We start from the raw sequence: 23679 nt of genomic DNA on the forward strand, positions 1-23679 counted from the left end.
GGTTGCCGATTCCGGGCGACCACAATTCTGCCTAAAATAGAAAACCCGGCCAGATACTGGCCGGGTTCTCTTGTTCATGCTCTTAGGTGGAGTTCAGTATCGATAGTGCTCGGGCTTGAACGGCCCATCAACTGAAACACCGATATAATCCGCCTGACCTTGCTGCAGCTTGGTCAGCTTGGCGCCGATCTTGTCCAGGTGCAGCCGCGCAACCTTTTCATCCAGATGCTTGGGCAGAATATACACTTCGTTCTCGTACTGGTCGCCTTTGGTGAACAGCTCGATCTGCGCCAGAACCTGGTTGGTAAAGGACGCTGACATCACGAACGAAGGATGACCAGTGGCATTCCCAAGGTTCAAGAGACGGCCCTCGGACAAGAGGATCATGCGGTTGCCCGAGGGCATCTCGATCATGTCCACCTGTTCCTTGATGTTGGTCCACTTGTGGTTCTTGAGGTTCGCCACCTGAATTTCGTTGTCGAAGTGGCCAATGTTTCCGACGATGGCCATGTCCTTCATCTCGCGCATATGCTCGATGCGGATCACGTCCTTGTTGCCGGTTGTGGTGATGAAGATATCGGCGCTTGCCACTTCATCTTCCAGCGTGGTCACTTCGAACCCGTCCATCGCCGCCTGAAGCGCGCAGATCGGGTCCACCTCGGTCACCTTCACACGCGCACCCGCACCGCGCAAGCTGGCCGCCGAACCTTTGCCCACGTCGCCATAGCCACAGACGACGGCAACCTTGCCCGCCATCATCGTATCGGTGGCGCGGCGGATACCGTCCACAAGGCTCTCTTTACAGCCGTATTTGTTGTCGAATTTCGACTTGGTCACGCTGTCGTTCACGTTGATCGCCGGGAAGGGCAGATGGCCCTTTTCCATCATCTGATAAAGGCGATGCACGCCCGTGGTGGTTTCTTCGGTCACGCCCTGGATCATGTGGCGCTGTTTCACGAACCAGCCGGGGCTTTCCTTGAGGCGCTTCTTGATCTGCGCGAACAGGGCAACCTCTTCCTCGGATTGCGGGTTCTCGATGATATCGGTCTCGCCTTCCTCGACCCGCGCACCCAGCAGGATGTACAGGGTTGCGTCCCCACCATCGTCGAGGATCATGTTGCAGCCGCCTTCTTCGAACATGAAGATGCGATCGGCATAATCCCAGTATTCTTCCAGCGTCTCGCCCTTGATCGCAAAGACCGGCACGCCCGACGCGGCAATCGCCGCCGCGGCGTGGTCCTGCGTCGAGAAGATGTTGCACGAAGCCCAGCGCACATCCGCGCCCAGCGCCACCAGTGTTTCGATCAGAACTGCGGTCTGGATCGTCATATGCAGCGACCCGGCGATCCGCGCGCCCTTGAGGGGTTTGCTGTCGCCGTATTCCTCGCGCAACGCCATCAGGCCCGGCATTTCGGATTCGGCAATATCCAGTTCCTTGCGGCCAAACTCTGCAAGGCTGATGTCTTTCACGATATAGTCGGTCGCCATAGCGCCCAGCTCCTTTGATCCATGGATTTGAGGGGTCAGATAACACCGACCACGGCTTTCGACAATGGCACGTATACGACCTGTCCTGGACGGCAAGAGGCTCGGGCCACAATCGGGTTGGCGGCCCTGCTCGCATATGGTCTTATGCCGCCAAATGCGGAGCCTGCAGTGACACCCCAAGCGCCTACCCATAATAAAGCGGTCATCTTCACGGTTGACGCGGGGTGGCTCGGCTATGCTCTGCTGGCGGCTCAGCGTATCATCACCCTGTCCCGCCCCCGCGACTTTGACATCATCATTGCGAGCCTCGAACCGCTTCCGATCCCCCGGCCTCTTGCTGATCTGGGCATTCGAAACGAGGTTCTGAACCTGAATGAAAGGATGCGGGCGGAAAACCTGCCCCTGCGCTGGCTGCCTTCGATTGCCTATCTACGGCTCTGGCTTCCGGATATCTTCCAGGACCAATACGACCGCATCCTTTATCTGGATGCCGACACCTACCTTTGCAGCCCAGATTTATCACGCCTGTTCGATATCGATCTCGGGCCGCACGCACTCGCCGCGGCGCTCGACAAGGAGCATTTCTGGCAGGGCGAAAAACCGATCATCGACTTTGAAAACCACGGCATCGCGGCCAATCGCTATTTCAATTCCGGTGTCCTGCTGATTGATACCTCCGCCTTTGCCGAGCAAGGATTGCTTGCCGAGATGCTCGCCGTCAACCAATCGGGAATTACCCTGAAGTATCACGACCAATCCCTTCTCAACATGGCCGTCCAGGGGCAGTTTGCCGAGCTTTCACCGCGCTGGAACTGGCAGTTTCCGAACAGGTTTCCGGCCTACACCCGGATGGCCCGCCCGTGCCTGATCCATTTTTCAAGCAACCCGCGCCCCTGGCATGGGTACGAGAAAGAAACCCGGTTCCCGCGCCCCATCATCGAAACCTACGCCGGTGGCGACACATCCGTTCCCCCGGATCGAAAGCCGTTACGCGAACCGCTTTGGCATCAACTCGACAACCTTATCGGCCATGTGCAGTACCTGCCGCGCTACCTGCGATACATGTCGCGACACAAGCACCCGTTCGAAACCCGACTTTAGGCCACAATCCCCGTTGCGCATGGCGCTCCCCCTGCGCTAGGCACACTGCATCCAAAAAGAGGACTTCCCGTGGCGCGCGCTTGGCAAAGAATGCTCTCTGGTCGCAGGCTTGACCTGCTCGACCCGACCCCCGTGGATATCGAGATCGAAGATATCGCCCACGGTCTCGCTTTCGTGGCCCGTTGGAACGGGCAAACGCTCGGGGATTTCGCCTATTCCGTGGCCGAACACTCGCTGCTGGTCGAAGAGCTTTTCGGCCGCATGTACCCGACCGCACCAACTAAATGGCGCCTTGCCGCGCTCTTGCACGACGCCCCGGAATACGTGATCGGCGACATGATTTCCCCGGTCAAAGCCGCCGTCGGCCCCGACTACGGCAAGCTGGACGACCGCTTGACGGCAGCCATTCACATCCGGTTTGGCCTACCCGCCGAAACCCCGAAACGGATCAAGTCCCAGATCAAGCGCGCCGACCGGATCAGCGCGTGGATGGAAGCCACCCAGATCGCTGGTTTCTCGACCGCCGAGGCCAACAAGTTCTTTGGCAGGCCGGACCCGAACATCATCGACGGCCTGTCGATCCGCCTGCGCCCACCGCTTGACGTGCGCGCCGACTACACCGCGCGCCACGCCGAACTTCTGGCCGCGCTATGACCCTGCATATCCGCCGGGCCGGTGCGCTGGATAGCGGTGCCATGTGTGACCTGCTGAACGAGATCATCGCGATTGGCGGCACCACCGCCCTCACCGCTCCAATGTCGCGTGACGCCTTTCAGGCGAAGATGGAAATAAACGCCGTGCATTCGGCCTGGCATCTGGCCGAAGACCCGACCGGAGAAGTGCTGGGTTTCCAATGGATCGCACCGCATCCCGAACTGCCGCCCAAGGCATGCGACATCGCCACGTTCGTGCGGGTCGGCCGAACGGGGCTGGGAACCGGGTCGGCCCTGTTTGACGCGACAAGATCCGCCGCGCGCGCCCTCGGGTATCGATGGATCAACGCCAACATCCGTGCTGATAATTCGGGTGGCCTCGCTTATTACCAAAGCCGGGGATTCGAGCCGTACCAGCGCCTGACCGGGATCACGCTGCCCAATGGCCAAACCGTCGACAAGATCCTGAAACGCTACGATCTCTGAGCGCTCCGGCCTTCATCTTGTCAAAAATACTCACTTACAATCGACCAACGCACACAATCGGGCACCGACGCAGTACCGACAGGATACCGACGTCAAACCGACGTTGGAAAACGGTGCTTTCGTGATGTCTTAACGCGGGCTGCGTTTGGCAAGGATACGCTGCAATGTCCGGCGATGCATGTTCAACCGGCGGGCCGTTTCACTCACGTTGCGGTCACACAGCTCATATACGCGCTGGATATGTTCCCAACGCACCCGGTCCGCGCTCATCGGGTTTTCCGGTGGTGGGGGAAGCTCCCCTTCCCGGCTGATAAGCGCGTTCATGATGTCGGCTGCATCCGCAGGTTTGGAAAGGTAATCCGTGGCCCCGATCTTGACCGCCGCCACGGCGGTGGCAATCGCGCCATAGCCGGTCAGCACAACCACTCGGGAATCCTCGCGTTTTTCGCGCAGCACCTCGACTACATCAAGTCCGTTGCCGTCTTCCAGCCGAAGGTCCACGACTGCATAGGCCGGGGGACGGGCCGTGGCAATCGCCTTGCCTGCGGCGACGGAAGAAGCGGTTTCCACTTCGAACCCGCGTTTTTCCATGGCTTTGGCCAACCTGCGCAGAAACGGCTCGTCATCATCCACCAGAAGCAAGGATTTGTCCGGTCCGATCTCCTGCAGGTTTTCTTCCACCATGCGCCTCTTCCCTATAGCATTTTCCAAGTTTTAACTTGGTGCACGGCCCGGGTCAAACGCCATGGAACTATTACATGTTTTCGAGGAAACACCCGACCCGGTCCGCCATCTGTTCAGGTGTCACATCCCGGCGGAAATACTCGACAAACCCGTGCCCGGGTAGCGTCAGATAGGTAAAGGTCGAGTGGTCAACGAGGTAGAATTCCTCGTCCCCGTCCTCGGGATCCTGCTTCTTGTAATAGGTGCGATAAGCTTGGCTAGCCGCCTTGATCTGCGCCGGTGATCCTGTCAGCCCCAACATGCGCGGGTGCAGGTAGTCGGTGAACTCCGCCATGACCTCGGGCGTATCGCGTGCCGGATCGATCGAGATAAATATCGGCTGAACCATTTTTCCATTTGATTCAAGAATTTCAACGGCTTCCGCATTGCGCGACGTGTCCATCGGACAGACATCGGGGCAAAAAGTATAGCCGAAATAGAGCAGCGACGGCTCCGTCAGAACATCCTTGTCGGTCACGGTCTCACCGGTCTCGCTGACCAGTTCGAACGGCCCGCCGATGGCAGAAGCTCCCCCGGCCACCTGCCCTTCACGGCACTGGGCAAACTGGTCATCGCCCCCCTGATCCTGCGAGATGAACCACATTCCACCCAGAACGAGGATCGTGGCAAAAACAGCAATGATGGCAGCAATACGGGCCATGGCGGCACCCCTGGCAAAGTCATGTTGAATGATGTCTGGCAGAGACCTAACAATTGATCGGGCAGAGACAAGTGGAAAGGCGCGCAAATGTCGGATTTTTCAAGTGAACTGCTCTCTGTCGGGGGCCGGAGAAACTGGATTCGGCTGCGCACCATCATCCTGGTCCGCTGGATCGCCATTTTTGGCCAGGTGGTCGCGCTGGTTATCGCGCAGTTCACCTTTGATCTCGAACTGGAATTCGGGCTTTGTTATCTGGCGGTGGGCATTTCTGTGATCGGCAACCTGATCGCGATGTTCGTCTTCCCGGAAAACAAGCTGCTATCGGAAACCGAAAACAGCTTCATGATCCTTTTTGACCTGTTACAGCTTTGTTTCCTGCTGTTCCTGACGGGGGGTTTGAACAATCCGTTCTCTGTTCTGGTGGTCGGTCCGGTGACAATTTCCGCGTCGGTTCTTTCCGTACGCTCGACCGTGATCATCGCGTCGCTTGCCATCGCGCTCGTCACGATCATGCTGGAATACTATATGCCCCTGCGCACGCAGCAGTATTTCGTGCTGCGTATCCCCGATGTGTTCCTGTTCGGCAACTGGGCCGCCATCGTGATCGCAATCCTGTTCAGCTCGGTCTATTCGCGCCGTGTGGTATCGGAAATGTCCTCCATGTCCGAAGCGCTTGCCGCAACCCATATGGCGCTGGCGCGTGAACAGAAACTAACCGACCTTGGCGGTGTTGTTGCCGCTGCCGCGCATGAACTTGGGACGCCACTCGCCACAATCAAGCTCACCAGCGCCGAGCTGATGGAGGAACTCGACGATCACCCCGAATTGCGCGAAGACGCCGCGCTGATTCGCGAACAGGCGGATCGGTGCCGTGATATCCTGCGCTCAATGGGGCGGGCCGGAAAGGACGACCTGCATCTGCGCAAAGCACCCCTGTCAACCGTGATCGAAGAAGCTGCCGACCCGCATCTGGGTCGCGGCAAGGACGTCCTGTTCGAACACCACGATCTTGAAAACGCGCCCATGGTCCTGCGCCGACCAGAAATCATTCATGGCCTGCGCAATCTCGTCCAGAACGCCGTGGATTTTGCGTCCACCACGGTCTGGGTGGAAACGGAATGGACAGACTATACGATTTCCATCCGCATCATGGACGACGGTCGCGGTTACCCTCCGCACCTGATCGGTCGGATCGGAGACCCCTTCGTGCGACGCCGCAGATCTGAACGGGACCGCGCACAGCGCCCGGGTTACGAAGGCATGGGGCTTGGTCTTTTCATTGCCAAGACCCTTCTCGAACGGTCTGGCGCAGAACTCAGCTTTGCCAATGGATCGGGCGATTTCACCCCCAACAGCGATGAGCCATCACGGTCTGGCGCGATTGTCGAGGTCGTCTGGCCGAGGCACCTGATCGATGCCGTCTATGGCGAGCATGCGGTGGAGATGGGGCAAAACCCGGTGATTTCTCAATAGGTTTGCACGGGTTAACAGATCCTTAACCCTGGCCGGACGACTATGTTTTCCCTGACCCCATCACGAGAGGCCCCCAATGTTTGACTCTGGGCTCATTTCCTATGTCTTTGCTGTCTTTGTCAGCGCGGCCATCGTGCTCTCGGTTCTGACGCTGGGTCATCGCCTGCGCAAAACAGGAGAAACGGCAGAACACACCCATGGTCGCACAAGCCACGAGGCGGCCATCTTTCTTTTTCGCGCGGGCGTACTAGAGGATGCCAACCCGCTTGGGTTGGAACGGATCGGTCCCTTACGGTCTGCAGAATATGTCTGGGGCGACCTGTATCAGGCGCTTGTGTCTGATTTCCCCGAATTTCCGACCGTCCAGGGCGCGGACAAGGAACGGTCCTGCATAACCCTTCGCGCCAAGGATCCCGCCCGGTCCGATCTTGCAATCATTGATCAACGGGGAAATACGGCGAGAGTCACGATTCATGCCGACCCTGGACAAATTCCCGCCCGCAACAACCGGGCCTGGAAGGCCGTAGCCAACGCGCCCTACCCGATTTGGCAGGTCGACAAGGCCGGACAGGTCATATGGCGGAACGCTGCCTATGACTTGCTCGCCAAACGGCTGGGGCACGAAGGTGATCAGGGGCACCCGATTTTCGACATTGATTTGGACCTGCCCGACAGGGAACCATTTCGAACCGGGATCACCGACAAATCTCACAACCAGACATTCTGGTACGACATCATTCGCGTCAGTACCGGGGACGAAACCATGTGCTATGCCAGCGACGCCAATGCCATCGTGAGCGCGGAAGTCGCCCAGCGCAATTTTGTGCAAACCCTGACCAAAACCTTCGCGCAACTCTCGATCGGGCTGGCCATCTTTGATCGCAACCGACAACTTGCCCTTTTCAACCCGGCCTTGATCGACCTCACGGTACTGCCTGCAGATTTTCTGTCGGGCCGCCCCAGCCTCGTCGCCTTCTTTGACAGGATGCGCGAAAACCGGGTCATGCCCGAGCCCAAGAATTACGCCAGCTGGCGCGAGCAAATCGCCGAACTGGTGGTTGCAGCAGCCGACGGTCGCTACGCGGAAACGTGGACCCTGCCGTCGGGGTTGACCTATCGCGTCACGGGGCGGCCGCATCCGGACGGGGCCATCGCTTTTCTTTTCGAAGACATCAGCGCCGAGATTTCGCTGACCCGGCGATTCCGGGCCGATCTGGAGCTGAACCAATCGGTGATTGACGCCCTGCCCGATGCCGTTGCCGTTTTTTCGGCAACCGGAAGGCTGAGCTTGTACAATACATCCTACTGCACCCTCTGGCGGACCGACCCGGACACAAGCTTTGCCGAGTACACGCTGCGCGACGCTTTGCCGGTTTGGCGCAACGAAACCAATGAGACGGACGTGTGGGCGCGACTGCAAGCCTTTGTCATGGCGCCAACGGATAGGACACCATGGCACGAAACGGTCGAAATGCGCACTGGCGAACGCATTCATCTGTCGGTTCACCCGGTTGACAGGGGGGCCACGTTGATCAGGTTCTGCATTGCCGTCGAAGCAGCGAATGCGCCATTGGCGTCCGTTCCGGAACCGATCTGAACCGAACCGCTTGCAGGTGCCGGGGTTCGCTGTAGTCTTGCGCCATGACGCGCCAAAGCACGACCCTTTTTCTAAGTACTCCCGATGAAACCGCCGCTCTTGCCAGGTGGATCGCACCCGGCTTGCGGCCCGGGGACGTGCTGCTTTTGCAGGGCGACATCGGCGCGGGGAAAACCCATTTTGCCCGCGCCCTGATCCAATCCTTGTTGAGCGAACCAGAGGACGTTCCATCCCCTACATTCACGCTGGTACAAACCTACGAAACGCCTGGGTCCGAAATCTGGCACGCGGATCTGTATCGCCTGACATCCCCGGACGAGGTTGTGGAGCTCGGGCTGACGGACGCGTTCGAAGATGCGATCTGTCTCGTTGAATGGCCTGATCGACTCGCAGAATTGGCACCCCAAAGCGCCCTTCGGCTGGACTTTTCGCTTGGAGACACCGAAGGCCAACGCAAACTGACCCTGTCCTGGCAAACCGGCCGGTGGACACCCCTTGTCCAAGAGATTTCCCAATGAGTGAACGCAACACCCGGATTACCCGGTTTCTTGAGGAAAGCGGCTGGAATGATGCAGCACGGGCCTCGCTTGCCGGTGATGCCTCCAACCGCCGCTACGAACGCATCACCCGCAAGAACGGCGAAGTGGCCGTACTTATGGATGCGCCACCGGACAAGAACGAGCCTGTCACGGAATTCGTTCATATCGCGAAGCACCTCAGAGATACCGGCCTGTCGGCACCGGAAATCCTAGCCTGTGACACCGAGCATGGCCTTCTTCTAATCGAAGACCTGGGCGATGATCTGTTCGCGCGGGTTTTGGTTTCGAAACCAGACCAGGAAATGCTCCTTTATGCGGCCGCAACAGACGTGCTGGTCGCACTACACCAGACACGCCCCCCCTCTGGCCTGAAGACATACGGCCCCGAGGTCATGACCAACATGGCCGCACTCTCATATGATTGGTATGCACGCGGGGCGGATCTGGAGGTCGACAGAGCGAAAAGCCGGTTCATGCTGGCCTTCCGGTCGCTATTGGATCAGCACGCAAACGACACAAGCGTGCTTGTCCAGCGCGACTATCACGCCGAGAACCTGTTGTGGCTTCCGGATCGCCGGGGGGTCGCGCGGGTCGGGTTGTTGGATTTTCAGGATGCCATGTTGGGACACCCCGCCTATGATCTGGTTTCGCTTCTGCAGGATGCCCGGCGCGATGTGTCCAGCGACGTGGAAACAGCGATGATTGCTCGATACCTCGCCGTAACTGATGTTGACCCCGAACATTTTCAGACCGCCTACGCGGTTTTGGGCGTTCAGCGAAATCTGCGTATTCTTGGCGCCTTTGCCCGGCTGTCCATGCACTTCGCCAAGCCGCATTATGTCGATCTCATCCCGCGCGTCTGGGGTTTTGTCCTGCGCGACCTTGAACACCCGGCACTTGCCGCGATCCGCGAACAGGTGCTTGTTGACCTGCCCGAGCCATCCCCCGCCCTCTTGCAAAAGCTGAAAGACAAATGCGGCAAATACCCCGTTCTGTGATGATGTTCGCTGCCGGTTTCGGAACGCGTATGGGCGCCCTGACCGCCGACTGTCCCAAACCCTTGATCCAGGTTTGCGGCGTTCCGCTGATCGACCACACGCTTGGGCTTGTCAGAATGGTTGAACCCGAGCGCATCGTCGCCAACCTGCACTACCTGCCGGAGCAGCTGCGTACGCACTTGGCGGATACGGATGTCCGGATGTCACACGAAACGCCGGACATCCTCGACACCGGGGGCGGGCTCCGGCATGCCCTGCCTCTCTTGGGTGAGGGTCCGGTGATGACCACGAATACTGACGCGATCTGGTCCGGACCAAACCCTTTCGAAATGGCGCTTGATCATTGGGATCCCGACAAAATGGACGGATTGTTGGTCTGCGTGCCCCGCGCCCAAACACTCGGCCATGCTGGCAAAGGTGATTTCCACTTGTCACAAACGGGCCAAATCACACGCGGACTGGACGTGATCTATGGTGGTGTGCAAATCCTCAAAACCGAAGGACTCGCCGACATCCCGGACCAGTCCTTTTCCCTGAACCTGCTTTGGGATCAGATGATCCGGGACAAACGCCTTTTCGGGGTCAGCTACCCTGGCAAATGGTGTGACGTGGGCAATCCCGACGGTCTGCGCCTCGCTGAATCCTTGTTGAAAGAGTCCCATGTTTGACCCCACCGACAAAGCTCGCGTCTTTGCCGTGCCCCCGGGCGTAGATTTTCCGGCGGCCCTTGTCCTGGGGTTGAACGACCGCCTCGCCCATCGCCCGCCCCTTGAAATGGCCCGCGTGCAGCTTGTTGTGAACACCGCGCGCATGGCCCGGCGGGTCAAGGCGCTGTTTGACACTGGTCCCGCCAGACTTTTGCCCCGCATCCAGTTGCTGACCGATCTGGGTCGGGGTGTCGGAGCTGCCGACCTCCCCGCCCCGGTCCCTGCCCTGCGCCGTCGCTTTGAACTGATCCAGCTGATTTCCCGACTCCTGCATCAACAACCCGATCTGGCATCCCGCGCGTCAATTTACGATCTGGCTGACAGCCTTGCTGGCCTGATGGATGAGATGCAGGGCGAAGGTGTCTCATTTGATGCGATCGAAGCGCTGGATGTGACCGATCAATCGGGACACTGGGCGCGAGCCAAGGCGTTTCTCGGGATCGTGCGGCATTTTCTGAATGATGTTGATACCGCACCCGACGCGCAAAGCCGTCAAAGGATGGTCGTCGAGCGCATGATTGAAGACTGGCGGGTCGCCCCCCCGGCGCATCCTGTCATCCTTGCCGGGTCCACCGGCTCTCGTGGCACAACCATGCTTCTGATGCAGGCCATTGCCCAGCTGCCTCAAGGCGCGATCATCCTGCCCGGTTTTGATTTCGATACGCCCGATGCGGTCTGGGACGCCCTGTCAGACCCGCTGCAAAGCGAAGATCACCCGCAGTTCCGGTTCCGCAAGCTCATGGACCGGCTCGAGATTGCAGCGGCAGATATCGACTGCTGGAACGCCAATCAACCGCCCTGCCCCGCGCGCAACAAGCTGGTTTCGCTCGCGTTGCGTCCGGCCCCCGTCACCGATCAGTGGTTGACCGAAGGCCCAGCCTTGCGCGATCTAGGCCATGCCACCCATAACGTCACGCTGATCGAGGCGGCCTCGATGCGCGAAGAGGCGCTGGCCATCGCAGCGCGCTTGCGCCAAGCGGCAGAGGATGGCCAAACCGCCGCCCTGATCACGCCCGACCGGATGCTGACGCGACAGGTTGCAACCGCACTGGATCGCTGGGACATCGAACCCGATGACAGCGCCGGCACGCCGCTCCAACTTTCACCGCCGGGGCGCTTCCTGCGCCACATAGCGGCTCTATTTCAGCACAAACTGACTTCCGAAGCCCTGCTGACCCTGCTCAAGCATCCACTCACCCACAGCGGACAGGATCGCGGCCCCCACCTGCGCCTGACGCGCGAACTTGAACTTTGGATGCGGCGCAGGGGTGTGACCTACCCCGATCCCCAGTCGCTCTTGGCCTGGGGTACTGCCATGGGCGACGACGCGCCGGATTGGGTGAATTGGCTGATCGGGGCCTTCTGCTGCTTCGAAGATACGGGCGAAATCGATCTGGCCATCCGACTGGAAACCCATCTTGCGCTGGCCGAACGCATTGCGCAGGGACCGGGCGACGGATCTGGCGAGCTTTGGCAGAAGAAGGCTGGGCAAGAAGCCCGGAAAATCACGCAGGACATGCGGGATCACGCCGACATTGCCGGGCCGATCTCTGCCGCCGACTATGACGACCTGTTCGGCGCGATCCTGTCACGCGCCGAAGTGCGCGACAGGGACAGCGGCCATCCCTGTATCCTGATCTGGGGCACGTTGGAGGCCCGCGTTCAGGGTGCCGATCTGGTCATTCTTGGCGGGTTGAACGAAGGAAGCTGGCCCGAAGCGCCAAGCCCCGATCCGTGGCTCAACCGAAAAATGCGTCATGATGCGGGGCTTCTGCTTCCTGAGCGCCGCATTGGACTTTCCGCGCATGACTTTCAACAGGCAGTTCTGGCGCCGGAAGTCTGGATCACCCGTGCCATTCGGTCGGATGAAGCGGAAACCGTTCCCTCGCGCTGGATCAACCGCTTGACCAACCTCCTCGGGGGGTTGCCGGATCAGGGCGGACAGGATGCCTTGCAGGACATGCGCACGCGCGGGGCCTATTGGCTCGATCTCGTCCGCGCGATGGAGGACTTCCCCTCGGTCGACCCCGTGAAACGCCCCTCACCCATCCCGCCGCCCGCATCTCGGCCCAATCATTTGTCGGTTACGGAGATCAAACGTCTGATCCGGGACCCCTATGCAATCTACGCGAAACATGTCTTGCGCTTGCGTCCTCTCGATCCCCTGATGCGCACACCAGACGCGCTTTTGCGCGGGATCATTGTGCATGATGTCCTTGAAGAGTTCGTCAAGAACGCAGGTGGGACGGACGCGATCACCCGCGAGCGGCTTTTGCAAATATCAGAGACTGTTCTTGCCAAAAACGTCCCATGGCCTACGGCACGGGCCCTGTGGAAAGCGCGGATGGAACGCGTATCGGACCACTTTGTTTCATCGGAACACGCCCGCATGCAGCGGGCGCAACCCGTCGCCTTTGAAGACAAGGCCACGGGCCGCATCGACGGGCTTGATTTCACCCTGACGGCCAAGGCTGACCGCATTGACCGCGCTGAAGATGGGCGGCTGATCCTTTACGACTATAAAACCGGCAGTCCGCCATCCAAGGATGAGCAAATCCACTTTGACAAGCAGCTTCTGCTGGAAGCGGCCATGGCCGAACGTGGCGAGTTTGCTTCGCTTGACGCGGAAACCGTGGCCGATGCAATTTATATCGGACTAGGTTCTTCACCCAAGGATGTACCGGCTCCGCTTGGAGAAACCGCGCCGCAAAAGGTCTGGGAAGAATTCGTTGCCCTGATCACCCACTACAAGGTCGATGGCAAAGGCTTTACCGCCCGCCGCGCCATGCATTCCGAAAGCGAAGCAGGCGACTATGACCAGCTTGCGCGCTTTGGCGAATGGGATGCCACCGACGCCCCCGATCCCGAGGAGCTTTGTTGATGCAACGCAACGACGCCACCGAACGGCAAGTTCAGGCCGCAAGCCCACGGGACAGTACATGGCTCTCGGCCAATGCCGGATCGGGAAAAACCCGTGTTCTGACGGATCGTGTCGCCCGGTTGTTGCTCGAAGAGGTCTCACCACAGCACATTCTTTGCCTGACCTACACCAAGGCCGCCGCAAGCGAGATGCAGAACCGCCTGTTCAAGCGGCTCGGCGCATGGGCGATGAAGGACGACGATGATCTGCGCAAGGAACTTCTGGAGCTGGGCGTTGACGGCGAAACCACCGCCGAAGACCTGAGAAAGGCCCGGACACTCTTTGCCCGCGCGATCGAAACACCGGGCGGTTTGAAAATTCAGACAATTCATTCGTTCTGCGCTTCACTCTTGCGGCGGTTTCCTCTCGAAGCCGGAGTTTCGCCCCTGTTCAAGGAGATGGAAGACCGTGCCGCCGCGCTTTTGCGTGAAGAGATCACCGACCGCATGGCCGACGGGCCGGATAGCGCGCTTGTCGAGAACCTCGCCCGGCATTTCACGGGTGAAAGCCTCGACAAGCTCACGTCGGCGATTGTTCACAGCGCGGATGCGTTTCGCACGCAGGTGGACCGTGCCGCACTTGCAGCAGCATTTGGTGTCGAACCCAATCTGGACGAACACTCCCTTCTCAGATCGGTCTTCTTGGGCGATGAAGAACAGCTGCTCCAAAGCCTTTTGGCTGCGTTGCGCACCGGCGGAACCATGGACAACAAGGCCGCCGACAAACTACAGACTTTGACGGTGCTGGACATGTCGGCGTTGCCGGTTTTGGAAGGCGCTTTTCTTACCGGAAGTGGTGCCAAAGAGCCGTTTTCCGCCAAGTTAGGCTCTTTTCCGACAAAGGGTGTTCAAAAAGATCATCCCGATCTGATCGCACAGATTGAGCCGCTGATGCTTCGAGTCGAAGCCGCTCGTGACCAACGGCTTGCCCTAGGCGCCATTAACCGCAGCCTTGCGCTCCATGCCTTTGGGCATAGCTTTCTGCAGCACTACGAAGAACAAAAGCAGCTGCGCGGCTGGCTGGATTTTGACGACCTGATCCTGCGCGCGCGGGCACTACTCAACGAACCGGCCGTCGCGGAATGGGTGCTTTATCGGTTGGACGGTGGCATCGACCACATTCTTGTCGATGAAGCCCAAGACACCAGCCCGGCGCAATGGCAGGTGATCGAACGTCTGGCCCAGGAATTCACCAGCGGAAGCGGGGCGCGTTCTGACGTGGCGCGGACCATTTTCGTTGTGGGAGACAAGAAACAGTCGATCTACAGCTTTCAGGGCGCCGACCCGGCAGAATTCGACCGGATGAAGGATGAATTCGCCGCGCGCATGGCCCCCTCGGGCCACAGCCTGCAAAGCCTGAGCCTTGAATACTCCTTCCGCTCCTCCTCAGCCATTCTCGGTTTGGTGGATATGTGTTTCGAAGGACGCGAAGCCGCAGGCTTCCCGCGGGAAAACCTGCATCGGGCATTTCACGCAGACATGCCCGGCCGCGTTGATCTCTGGCCCGTGGTCGAACCCGGTCCCAAGGCGGAAAAGGACGATTGGTTCGATCCGGTTGATCGGTTGGGCGAAACCCACCACACGGTTGTTCTGGCCGAACGGATCGCAGATGAAATCAAGCGCCTGATCGACACAGAAGAGACTATTCCGGCGGAAAAGCTCGAAAACGGCACGTTTGTGCAACGCCCTGTTCTCGCAGGAGACTTCCTGATCCTCGTGCAACGACGCTCTGATCTGTTTCACGAAATCATCCGCGCCTGCAAATCGCGCAACCTGCCCATCGCGGGCGCCGACCGCCTCAAAGTGGGTGCGGAAATGGCCGTGCGCGATCTTGGCGCACTTCTCTCATTTCTGAGCACGCCCGAGGACTCGCTCTCGCTGGCGACCGTGCTGCGCTCTCCCCTGTTCGGGTGGAGCGAGCAGGCCCTTTTTGATCTGGCCCACCGGCGCAAATCAAAGTTTTTGTGGGAAGAGTTGCGGGGGCGCCGCGCAGAGTTTCCCGAAACACTGGCCGTGATCGACGACCTCATGGGTCAGACCGATTTCCTGCGCCCATATGACCTGATCGAACGTATCCTGACCCGCCATGAAGGGCGGCGCAAATTGCTCTCGCGCCTCGGAACCGAAGCCGAAGATGGCATCAATGCGCTTCTGAGTCAGGCGCTGGCCTATGAAAGCAACGCCATTCCCAGCCTGACTGGGTTCCTGCTGTGGATGGAAACTGATGATCTGGAAATCAAACGCCAGATGGACAGCGCAGGCAACCGCATCCGCGTGATGACGGTGCATGGCTCCAAGGGGTTGGAGGCGCCGATCGTGATCATGCCGGATACGGCCCAGCGTCGGGTCAAGACAGACGCCCCGATCGTACCCGTGAATGGACAGGCGACGTGGAACACGGCGTCGGATGCGGCCCCCGGCCCGCTCATGGATGCGCGCGAAAAAATGGCCGATGCACAGCGCGCGGAACGCCTGCGCCTTCTGTACGTCGCCATGACCCGTGCCGAAAAATGGCTGATCGTGGCTGCGGCGGGGGATTTGGGGAAAGATGGTCAAAGCTGGTACGACACCGTGCGCGACGGCATGACCCGTATTGGCGCCGATCCTTGGGCCTTTGCCGGAGGCGAGGGGTTGCGGTATTCCCACGGAGATTGGTCTGGGCCCGTCATCAAGACAAAACAGGAGGAAACCTCTGCGAAGCCGGACATCCCCGATCTGCTCCTGAGCCCGGCTCCCGAACCCGATCGCACGCCAGCCGCGCTAAGCCCATCTGACCTTGGCGGCAGCAAAGCTTTGCCGGGCGAGGCGGGGCTTGACGAAGAGGCCGCCAAGCGACGCGGCACACAAATCCATCTGTTGCTGGAACAGCTGCCCGATTTCGCGCCCTCGGAATGGCCCCAGGTCGCCCGCACGCTTCTTGAAGCAAGCGATACCCGGCTTGAGCCAAATGATTTCCAGGATCTTCTGAAAGAGGCCTGTGCCGTCGTTGAAAATCCCGCGCTCTCGCCACTTTTTGCAAGGGATACGCTAGCCGAAGTTCCCGTGACGGCCGATCTTGGCACCCAGCGCCTGCATGGGATCATCGACCGGCTGCTGATCCTGCCAGACAGGATTGTCGCCGTTGATTTCAAAACCAATGCCGTTGTCCCAAAGTCACCGGAAAAAGTGCCAGACGGCCTTTTGCGCCAGATGGGCGCTTATGCGCATGCTTTGAAACAGGTCTTCCCCAGCCAACCCATTGAAACGGCAATCCTTTGGACGCGCACCAGTGAACTCATGGTGCTACCACACGATCTTGTGACAAAATCGCTTGCTGCCACAGGATACCTTGACGCCCCCCAAGAGGCTCCCTAGGTTCAGCCAACCCAATTCCACTCAGGAGAAACCTCATGGCAACCGTCGCTGTCACCGATGCCACCTTTGATGAAGAAGTAAAGAATTCCGACGTCCCCGTCGTCGTCGATTTCTGGGCCGAATGGTGTGGCCCCTGCAAACAGATCGGCCCGGCGCTCGAAGAGCTGTCCGCCGAGATGGAAGGCAAGGTGAAAATCGCCAAGGTCGACGTTGACAGCAACCCCAACTCGGCTGCGGCAATGGGCGTGCGCGGCATCCCGGCGCTGTTCATCTTCAAAGACGGTCAAGTTGTTTCCAACCGCGCAGGCGCCGCCCCCAAGGCCGCGCTGCAAAGCTGGATCGAAGACTCGATCTGATCGCTTTCAGAACTCTGAGATTTGGGGCGCCCGGTCGGGGCGCCCTTTTTCGTTCCGGATCACACAGGCCAGCCCAGCGCAGACAACCGCGCACGGATACTCTCCTCGGCCTCGGGCCGCCCGGCGTTGATCGACATCTGTTGCAGGAACCACCAGACATACCCCGCATAATCCGGCGCCATCCGGGTGACAGCATCGAACGCTTCTTCAATCCCAACGCGACCAACATCCGCCGTGATGTGGTGAAAATCGATCTTGGCAAAGGTCACGCAAGGCTTGCCAAAGAAAAACCCGGCAAAACCCACGCTGGAATTCTCGGTCACGACATAATCACACCGCGGCAACAGCGTTTCCATCTCGCCCATCCGAAGCTCCAGCCGCTCATGCGCCGCCTCCAGCCTTTCCAGCACGGCAAAATCCTCTTCCGAATAGATCTCCTTGGGATGCAACGCCGCGATCACGCGCCGCGTTTTGTCCTGTTCAAGCGTTTTGAGGATCATCTCAACCGGGCTGCATGTCTGGAAAGACCGATGCTGCGTCAGACGCCCCTGAAGGGGCACATAGACAAACCCGTCCTGTCCCAATGACTTGAGTGGCTCCTTGAAAAGCCGCTTCTGCCAGAATCCAAAGAACTGATCCGCCGCCTTGCGCTCCACAGCGTCAGGTTCGAACGACGCCCGCGCCACGTCCCAGTTCCAACGCTCATTGGTCCGTTCGATCTGCCAGAAGGGATAGTAATAGGCCCGGCGGATCGTGACGGAACGGACGGCAAAAGGCTCTTCCATGTGGAACAGCGAATAGCCCGGCGCCTTCGGATCGGCCATGTCAGGATCGAGATATTCCGCCTTGAATCCCGCATCTCCCAGAACCGAGGCAATCTTGTTGAGAAAATTGTGCTCGCCAGACTCGGCGCTCTGTCGCAGCCCGTCGGGTAGGTAGAACCGAACCTGTTTTGTATCACTCATGCCGCCGACGCTAAGCCGATGACAAACCCGCGACAAGGGCCACCCTTGTGCATGGGCGGCGTGGGCCTCATATAGGGCGTCAAGCAAACAGGAGAGCCCCATGGCGGATGACCAGTTTCCCGGTTGGCACGGCACAACGATCATCGGTGTCAAAAAAGACGGCGAAGTCGTCATTGCAGGCGACGGCCAGGTGTCGCTCGGCCAGACCGTTATCAAGGGCACGGCGCGCAAGGTGCGCCGCCTGAAACCCGGCGGATACGATATTGTCGCCGGATTTGCCGGCTCAACCGCCGACGCATTCACACTTCTCGAACGGCTGGAGGCCAAGCTCGAAGCCACCCCCGGTCAATTGGCCCGCGCCAGCGTGGAGTTGGCCAAGGACTGGCGGACCGACAAGTACCTGCAAAAGCTCGAAGCGATGCTGATCGTGTCGGACGGCGCGGATATTTTCGTGATCACCGGGGCAGGGGACGTGCTTGAACCCGAACATGACGTCACCGCGATCGGATCGGGCGGCAACTATGCGCTGGCCGCAGGCCGGGCGCTGATGGAAACCGATCTTTCCGCCGAGGACGTCGCCCGCAAAGCGATGGCGATTGCCTCGGATATCTGCGTCTACACCAACGGCAACCTGACTGTCGAAAAGATCACCAAGTAAGGGTTTTGCAAAACCCTTACCAAAATTCTTGCAAGAATTTTGACCCGCACAAGGATAGGACATGACCGACCTGACCCCCCGCGAAATCGTTTCCGAACTCGACCGCTTCATCATCGGCCAAAAGGATGCCAAGCGCGCCGTCGCCGTGGCCCTGCGCAACCGCTGGCGGCGCAAGCAGCTGTCGGATGATCTGCGTGACGAGGTATATCCCAAGAACATCCTGATGATCGGCCCCACCGGTGTTGGCAAAACCGAAATCAGCCGCCGTCTGGCCAAGCTGGCCAAGGCGCCGTTTATCAAGGTCGAAGCAACGAAATTCACCGAAGTCGGCTATGTGGGCCGCGACGTGGAACAGATCATCCGCGATCTGGTGGATGCGGCGATCCTGCAAACCCGCGACACCATGCGCGAAGACGTCAAGGCCAATGCGCATCAGGCCGCCGAAGACCGCGTGATCGAGGCCATCGCTGGTGAAGACGCCCGCGAGGCTACCCGCGAAATGTTCCGCAAAAAGCTGAAGTCCGGTGAGCTGGACAACACAGTGATCGAACTTGATGTGGCCGATACCGGCAACCCAATGGGCGGCATGTTCGACATTCCCGGTCAGCCGGGCGGCCAGATGGGCATGATGAACCTTGGCGACCTGTTCGGAAAAGCCTTTGGCGGACGCACCGTAAAACGCAAGATGACCGTAGCCGAAAGCTATGAAATCCTCATCTCGGAAGAAGCTGACAAGCTTCTCGACGATGAAACCGTGACCCGCGCGGCGCTTGAAGCCGTGGAACAGAACGGCATCGTTTTCCTTGACGAAATCGACAAGGTTTGCGCCCGTCAGGAGGCGCGCGGCGGCGATGTCAGCCGTGAAGGTGTGCAGCGCGACCTGCTGCCGCTGATCGAAGGCACCACGGTCAGCACCAAACATGGCCCGGTCAAAACAGACCATATCCTTTTTATAGCTTCTGGCGCGTTCCACATCGCCAAACCCTCGGATCTCCTCCCGGAACTTCAGGGTCGCCTGCCGATCCGCGTCGAGTTGCGCGCGCTGACCGAAGAGGATTTCGTACGTATCCTGACCGAGACCGACAACGCGCTGACCCTGCAATACACCGCCCTCATGGGCACCGAGGAAGTGACTGTCTCCTTCACCGAAGACGGGATCGCCGCATTGGCAAAGATCGCCGCCGAAGTGAACCAGTCGATCGAAAACATCGGCGCGCGGCGGCTTTACACGGTCATGGAGCGTGTTTTCGAGGAACTGAGTTTCTCTGCACCCGACCGTTCTGGCGAAACCATCACCGTGGACGCAGCCTTTGTCGATACGAACCTTGGTGAGCTGGCAAAATCCATGGATGTGAGCCGCTACGTGCTCTGATCACACACGTCGGCAAGGCGTTTTTCCGTCTGGCCGGGCCTGAATCTACAAGGCATAGTGCCCGGATTGTCACTCAATCCGGGCACTTTCCGTGAAACAGGATTTATCTCTCAACGGCAGCTTCACATGACTGCCACGCTCGCCTTTCTGCGCGAGAATTTGCGCTGGCTGTTGCCCGGCGTGCACCTGACATTTCTGTCCTGTTTCGGCCAAACTTTCTTCATCTCGCTTTTTGCAGGTCAAATCCGGGCCGAGTTTGATCTCAGCCACGGCGAATGGGGCGGCATCTATTCACTGGGAACTACCGTTTCGGCCATCGTGATGGTCTGGGCAGGCGTTCTGACCGACCATTTCCGCGTGCGTGCACTTGGCGCGGTCATCCTTGCGTTGCTTGCCGCCGCGTGCATCTGGATGTCCCAGATCAATTCGGCTTGGGCCTTGCCCTTCCTGATCTTTGCCCTTCGTCTTACCGGGCAGGGCATGCTCAGCCATATTGCCGTGGTCGCCATGGCACGCTGGTTCGTGGCCACGCGGGGCAGGGCGCTTGCCATCGCGACGCTTGGGTTTTCAATCGGCGAAGCTTTTCTTCCGCTGATGGTAGTTTCGGTCATGACAGCCGACAATTGGCAAAGCCTCTGGTGGATTGCCGCCTCAGTTTCGCTCGCAGGCATTCCCATTCTCTGGATGCTTCTGGCACAGGAACGCACGCCACAGATGATGTCCCAAGGCAGGCATTCCGCTGGAATGTCTGGCAAACACTGGACCCGCCGCGACAGCCTGCGACATCGCCTGTTCTGGTTCATGGTTCCCGCCGTACTTGGCCCGTCTGCGTTCAACACGGCGTTTTTCTTCCAACAGGTCCATTACGCCGAGATCAAAGGGTGGGCCCACCTCGATCTTGTCGCCTTGTTCCCGTTCTTTACCCTCACCAGCATTGCTTCGATGCTCGGATCAGGCTGGGCATTGGACAAATGGGGCACGGCACGGCTTTTACCGTGGTCACAGACACCAATGATCGCCGCGTTCCTCATATTTTCACAAACCAGTTCGATCCTGGGGGCGCTGTGTGGGTTGTTTTTCCTCGCCCTGACAACCGGCGCCAACACCACGCTGATGGCAGCCTTCTGGGCCGAGTTTTATGGCACGCGCCATATTGGAGCGATCAAATCGGCAGCGGCGGCGGTCATGGTGCTTGGCTCAGCGATCGGCCCGGCCATTACGGGCGGATTGATCGACCTTGGGGTGGATTTAGCCACGCAATATGTTGGCGTTGCAGGGTATTTTGTGCTGACCACCGCGCTGATGTATGTCGGCATCTCCGCGCAGCACGCAAAACTGCCCGCGCGCTAATGCCGCCGCAGGTAAACGTAATACGCCCCGGTCCCGCCATGTTTGAGATGCGCCTCGGCAACCTGCAGCACCACCGACCGAAGCGGCGCCATGGCCAGCCATTGTGGGACCTGGTGTTTCAGAACACCGCGCCGGGTCGGGATTGGCCCGTCATCGGATTTTGATTTGCCTTTGCCGGTGATTACCAGAACCAACCGCTTGCCTTCGCCATGCGCCCGCAGAAGGAACCCGGTCAGGGCAGGGTGCGCCTGATCCATCGTCATGCCGTGCAGGTCGATCTTGCCTTCCGGCATCAGCTTGCCCCGCTTCAGACGACCAAAGGCTTTCTTGTCCATCTGAACGGGCTGGCGCGCCATGCGCTCCGATATTCCCGGCAACAGGTCATGTGCCGGCATCCGGGTTTCCGCCTTGGCCCCGATCTGAATTTCAGGACGATGTGGCCGGGGCGCCTTGATCGGTTTGGGCTTTGGTTTTGGCAGCTGCTGAATGCTGCGCTCGGGATGCAGCCTTTGAGCCGTATCCGTGACCTTGCGCCACAACGCGATCTCGTCATCTGTCAACTTCCGCCTGCTCAAAGAACCGACTCCGGCAACATGGCATAAGCCCGCTGTATCGGCAAAAGCACGATCATGCGTCCTTCATCCTTGAGCTTTCCAGCAGCGCGCCCGGCTTTGTCGCCAGTGCCAAAGAAAATATCGGCCCTTTGCGCGCCCTTGATCGCCGACCCGGTGTCCTGCGCAATCATCAAACGACGTAGCGGGTTTTCTCCGTCTTTTTCGACCCAGACCGGCGCGCCGAGTGGTGTGAACTCCGGGTCCACTGCAACCGACCGCATTTCCGTGATCGAACGGTTCATTGCGCCTAACGGCCCCTCTTCCGGCGAAACCCGGTTCACGACGCGAAAAAAAACATAACTGTCGTTGTGGCGCAGCAGTTCCGGCCCATCCTCCGGATTGCGCCGCACCCAGTTCTTGATCACCTGCGCACTGACCTGATGCGCGCTGTAAACGCCGCGCCGCACCAACTCGACACCGATCGACCGGTAGGGATGGCCATTTGCCCCGCCATATCCGACGCGAATATGCGACCCGTCGGGCAGACGAATACGACCTGAACCCTGAATCTGCAAAAAGAACAACTCAACCGGATCATCAACCCAGGCAATCTCAAGCCCGCGTCCCCGCATCACATCCGTCGTCTCGATCTCACGCCGGGTCAACCATGTCGTCGCCTTGCGCGCCTCGGGCGGCATCCGGTAGAGCGGAAAACGATAGCGCCCGTCCGGCGCGCGGGACCCATCCAGTTCTGGTTCAAAATACCCGGTGAACAACCCCGGCGCGCCATCTTCAATCAGAACGGGTCGAAACAGCAACTCAAAGAAGTTCCGCGCATCTTTGATCCCCGTGGCCGCGGCGCAGATCGTTTGCCAATCTGGTGCGTCGAAATCCATGCAGGTGTTCAGAAATACCTGCCGCGCGGCTTCGTGATCGTCCTGCGCCCAGCCTTCAAGCTCATCGAAAGAGATTATTTTCATGGTCGTTTCGGACATCGCACCGCCTGCGGCCATCACCGCGAAAGCCGTCAGCGCCGCCCCAAACGCACGGATCATTCGCCCGTGGCAACAAGCTGCCAGTTGGGGTCATCCGACCCCATCACGCGCGCGAACGTCCAGACGTCTTTCTGGCGCTTGATCTGGCTTTCGCTGCCTTCCACGATATCCCCGGCACGATCACGCACCACATGGGTCAGTTCACCGACATACCGCACCGAAACTTCGGCTTCTCTGGTCGATGGATCAAAGGTTGCTTCATGCAGCGCCATTTCTCGCAAGCCGATGAATTCGCTTTCGATGCTCAGGCCCTGCTTTTCACGCGCCTCGACCACCTCGGCGAAGGTTTCGTAAACATCCTGCGACAGGAACGGCTTGATCGATGCCAGGTCACCCTTTTCGAACCCCATCAGGATCATTTCATACGCGCCGCGCGCACCCTGCAGAAAGTCGCTTACCCCAAAGGACGGCTCGACCGACTTCATCGCAGCCAGTGCCTTGGCCGTATCGCTGCCTTCCGCCGCGTGATCCAGAATATCACGATCCGGCCCGCCCTCGATCACCTCAAGGTCGGGACCACGCCGCTGAACCGGTCGCGAATCGACTTCGCGCGGTGGTTCAAATCCGTCGCGCGTGCCCAGAACATTTTTCAGCCGCAGGATCAGGAACACGGCGATACCGGCTAAAACCAGCAGCTGAAGAAGGGGTGAATTCATCTCGACCTCGGGTT

At 59.3% G+C, this 23679-nt stretch carries 21 protein-coding genes; 14 read left to right on the forward strand and 7 right to left on the reverse strand.

Annotated elements, in window-relative coordinates:
- Positions 1 to 93: 93 nt before the first annotated feature.
- Positions 94 to 1488, reverse strand: a complete 1395-nt coding sequence (gene ahcY, locus BMZ35_RS07200) for an adenosylhomocysteinase (RefSeq protein ID WP_093092216.1) — start codon at positions 1486 to 1488, stop codon at positions 94 to 96.
- Positions 1489 to 1656: 168 nt separating this feature from the next.
- Here ahcY and BMZ35_RS07205 point away from each other — a divergent pair, with 168 nt between their 5' ends.
- The 3 genes from BMZ35_RS07205 to BMZ35_RS07215 all read left to right on the forward strand — a co-directional run bounded on the left by BMZ35_RS07205 (position 1657) and on the right by BMZ35_RS07215 (position 3728).
- Positions 1657 to 2589: a glycosyltransferase family 8 protein gene (locus BMZ35_RS07205; protein WP_165610025.1), complete on the forward strand. Its 933-nt coding sequence runs from the start codon at positions 1657 to 1659 to the stop codon at positions 2587 to 2589.
- A 90-nt stretch (positions 2590 to 2679) separates the two neighbouring features.
- Complete coding sequence (locus BMZ35_RS07210; protein ID WP_093092220.1) at positions 2680 to 3243, forward strand: HD domain-containing protein; 564 nt, start codon at positions 2680 to 2682, stop codon at positions 3241 to 3243.
- Positions 3240 to 3728 (forward strand): GNAT family N-acetyltransferase, encoded by a 489-nt coding sequence (locus BMZ35_RS07215; RefSeq protein WP_093092222.1) that lies wholly within the window; start codon positions 3240 to 3242, stop codon positions 3726 to 3728. The genes BMZ35_RS07210 and BMZ35_RS07215 overlap by 4 nt, the downstream gene beginning before the upstream one ends.
- A 129-nt stretch (positions 3729 to 3857) precedes the next feature.
- On the opposite strand, the gene BMZ35_RS07220 is transcribed toward BMZ35_RS07215, so the two are convergent.
- Both BMZ35_RS07220 and BMZ35_RS07225 read right to left on the reverse strand, forming a co-directional pair.
- Complete coding sequence (locus BMZ35_RS07220; protein ID WP_093092224.1) at positions 3858 to 4412, reverse strand: ActR/PrrA/RegA family redox response regulator transcription factor; 555 nt, start codon at positions 4410 to 4412, stop codon at positions 3858 to 3860.
- 70 nt (positions 4413 to 4482) lie between these two features.
- The gene (locus tag BMZ35_RS07225) at positions 4483 to 5112 is read right to left on the reverse strand and encodes an SCO family protein (protein WP_093092226.1); all 630 of its coding nucleotides are present in this window, start codon (positions 5110 to 5112) and stop codon (positions 4483 to 4485) included.
- Positions 5113 to 5199: 87 nt separating this feature from the next.
- Between BMZ35_RS07225 and regB the strand changes: the two genes are divergently transcribed.
- The 8 genes from regB (at position 5200) to trxA (ending at position 17055) form a co-directional block, all read left to right on the forward strand.
- Positions 5200 to 6585 (forward strand): sensor histidine kinase RegB, encoded by a 1386-nt coding sequence (gene regB / locus BMZ35_RS07230; RefSeq protein WP_093092228.1) that lies wholly within the window; start codon positions 5200 to 5202, stop codon positions 6583 to 6585.
- Between the two features lie 76 nt (positions 6586 to 6661).
- Positions 6662 to 8182 (forward strand): PAS-domain containing protein, encoded by a 1521-nt coding sequence (locus tag BMZ35_RS07235; protein WP_093092230.1) that lies wholly within the window; start codon positions 6662 to 6664, stop codon positions 8180 to 8182.
- Positions 8183 to 8226: 44 nt separating this feature from the next.
- Positions 8227 to 8700, forward strand: coding sequence for a tRNA (adenosine(37)-N6)-threonylcarbamoyltransferase complex ATPase subunit type 1 TsaE (tsaE, locus tag BMZ35_RS07240; protein ID WP_093092232.1), 474 nt, complete (start codon positions 8227 to 8229; stop codon positions 8698 to 8700).
- Positions 8697 to 9719, forward strand: coding sequence for an aminoglycoside phosphotransferase family protein (locus BMZ35_RS07245; protein ID WP_093092234.1), 1023 nt, complete (start codon positions 8697 to 8699; stop codon positions 9717 to 9719). The genes tsaE and BMZ35_RS07245 overlap by 4 nt, the downstream gene beginning before the upstream one ends.
- A complete protein-coding gene (locus tag BMZ35_RS07250; RefSeq protein ID WP_093092236.1) occupies positions 9695 to 10387 on the forward strand; it encodes a nucleotidyltransferase family protein in 693 nt (230 codons plus the stop codon). Before BMZ35_RS07245 ends, BMZ35_RS07250 begins: the two co-directional genes overlap by 25 nt.
- Entirely contained in the window at positions 10380 to 13307 is a 2928-nt protein-coding gene (gene addB / locus BMZ35_RS07255) for a double-strand break repair protein AddB (protein WP_093092237.1), read from the forward strand. Before BMZ35_RS07250 ends, addB begins: the two co-directional genes overlap by 8 nt.
- Positions 13307 to 16699: a double-strand break repair helicase AddA gene (addA, locus tag BMZ35_RS07260; RefSeq protein WP_242654717.1), complete on the forward strand. Its 3393-nt coding sequence runs from the start codon at positions 13307 to 13309 to the stop codon at positions 16697 to 16699. Before addB ends, addA begins: the two co-directional genes overlap by 1 nt.
- A gap of 35 nt (positions 16700 to 16734) precedes the next feature.
- Positions 16735 to 17055: a thioredoxin gene (gene trxA, locus BMZ35_RS07265; RefSeq protein WP_093092241.1), complete on the forward strand. Its 321-nt coding sequence runs from the start codon at positions 16735 to 16737 to the stop codon at positions 17053 to 17055.
- Positions 17056 to 17114: 59 nt separating this feature from the next.
- On the opposite strand, the gene BMZ35_RS07270 is transcribed toward trxA, so the two are convergent.
- Positions 17115 to 18020: a hypothetical protein gene (locus tag BMZ35_RS07270; protein ID WP_093092664.1), complete on the reverse strand. Its 906-nt coding sequence runs from the start codon at positions 18018 to 18020 to the stop codon at positions 17115 to 17117.
- A 100-nt stretch (positions 18021 to 18120) separates the two neighbouring features.
- Between BMZ35_RS07270 and hslV the strand changes: the two genes are divergently transcribed.
- The 3 genes from hslV (at position 18121) to BMZ35_RS07285 (ending at position 21400) form a co-directional block, all read left to right on the forward strand.
- Positions 18121 to 18678, forward strand: coding sequence for an ATP-dependent protease subunit HslV (hslV, locus tag BMZ35_RS07275; protein WP_093092243.1), 558 nt, complete (start codon positions 18121 to 18123; stop codon positions 18676 to 18678).
- Positions 18679 to 18739: 61 nt separating this feature from the next.
- Positions 18740 to 20050 (forward strand): ATP-dependent protease ATPase subunit HslU, encoded by a 1311-nt coding sequence (gene hslU, locus BMZ35_RS07280; RefSeq protein WP_093092245.1) that lies wholly within the window; start codon positions 18740 to 18742, stop codon positions 20048 to 20050.
- A 126-nt stretch (positions 20051 to 20176) separates the two neighbouring features.
- Entirely contained in the window at positions 20177 to 21400 is a 1224-nt protein-coding gene (locus tag BMZ35_RS07285; RefSeq protein ID WP_093092247.1) for an MFS transporter, read from the forward strand.
- Here BMZ35_RS07285 and BMZ35_RS07290 read toward each other — a convergent pair.
- Genes BMZ35_RS07290 through BMZ35_RS07300 form a run of 3 tightly spaced genes read right to left on the reverse strand, consistent with a single transcriptional unit; the run spans position 21397 to position 23665 of the window.
- The gene (locus BMZ35_RS07290; RefSeq protein WP_093092249.1) at positions 21397 to 21975 is read right to left on the reverse strand and encodes a Smr/MutS family protein; all 579 of its coding nucleotides are present in this window, start codon (positions 21973 to 21975) and stop codon (positions 21397 to 21399) included. The genes BMZ35_RS07285 and BMZ35_RS07290 overlap by 4 nt on opposite strands.
- Positions 21972 to 23009, reverse strand: a complete 1038-nt coding sequence (mltA, locus tag BMZ35_RS07295; protein WP_093092251.1) for a murein transglycosylase A — start codon at positions 23007 to 23009, stop codon at positions 21972 to 21974. The genes BMZ35_RS07290 and mltA overlap by 4 nt, the downstream gene beginning before the upstream one ends.
- Positions 23006 to 23665 carry a Tim44/TimA family putative adaptor protein gene (locus tag BMZ35_RS07300; protein WP_093092253.1) on the reverse strand — a complete coding sequence of 220 codons (660 nt, stop codon included), beginning with the start codon at positions 23663 to 23665 and terminating at the stop codon, positions 23006 to 23008. The genes mltA and BMZ35_RS07300 overlap by 4 nt, the downstream gene beginning before the upstream one ends.
- Positions 23666 to 23679: the final 14 nt, after the last annotated feature.

Source organism: Shimia aestuarii (genome assembly GCF_900114635.1).
GTDB classification, from domain to species: domain Bacteria; phylum Pseudomonadota; class Alphaproteobacteria; order Rhodobacterales; family Rhodobacteraceae; genus Shimia; species Shimia aestuarii.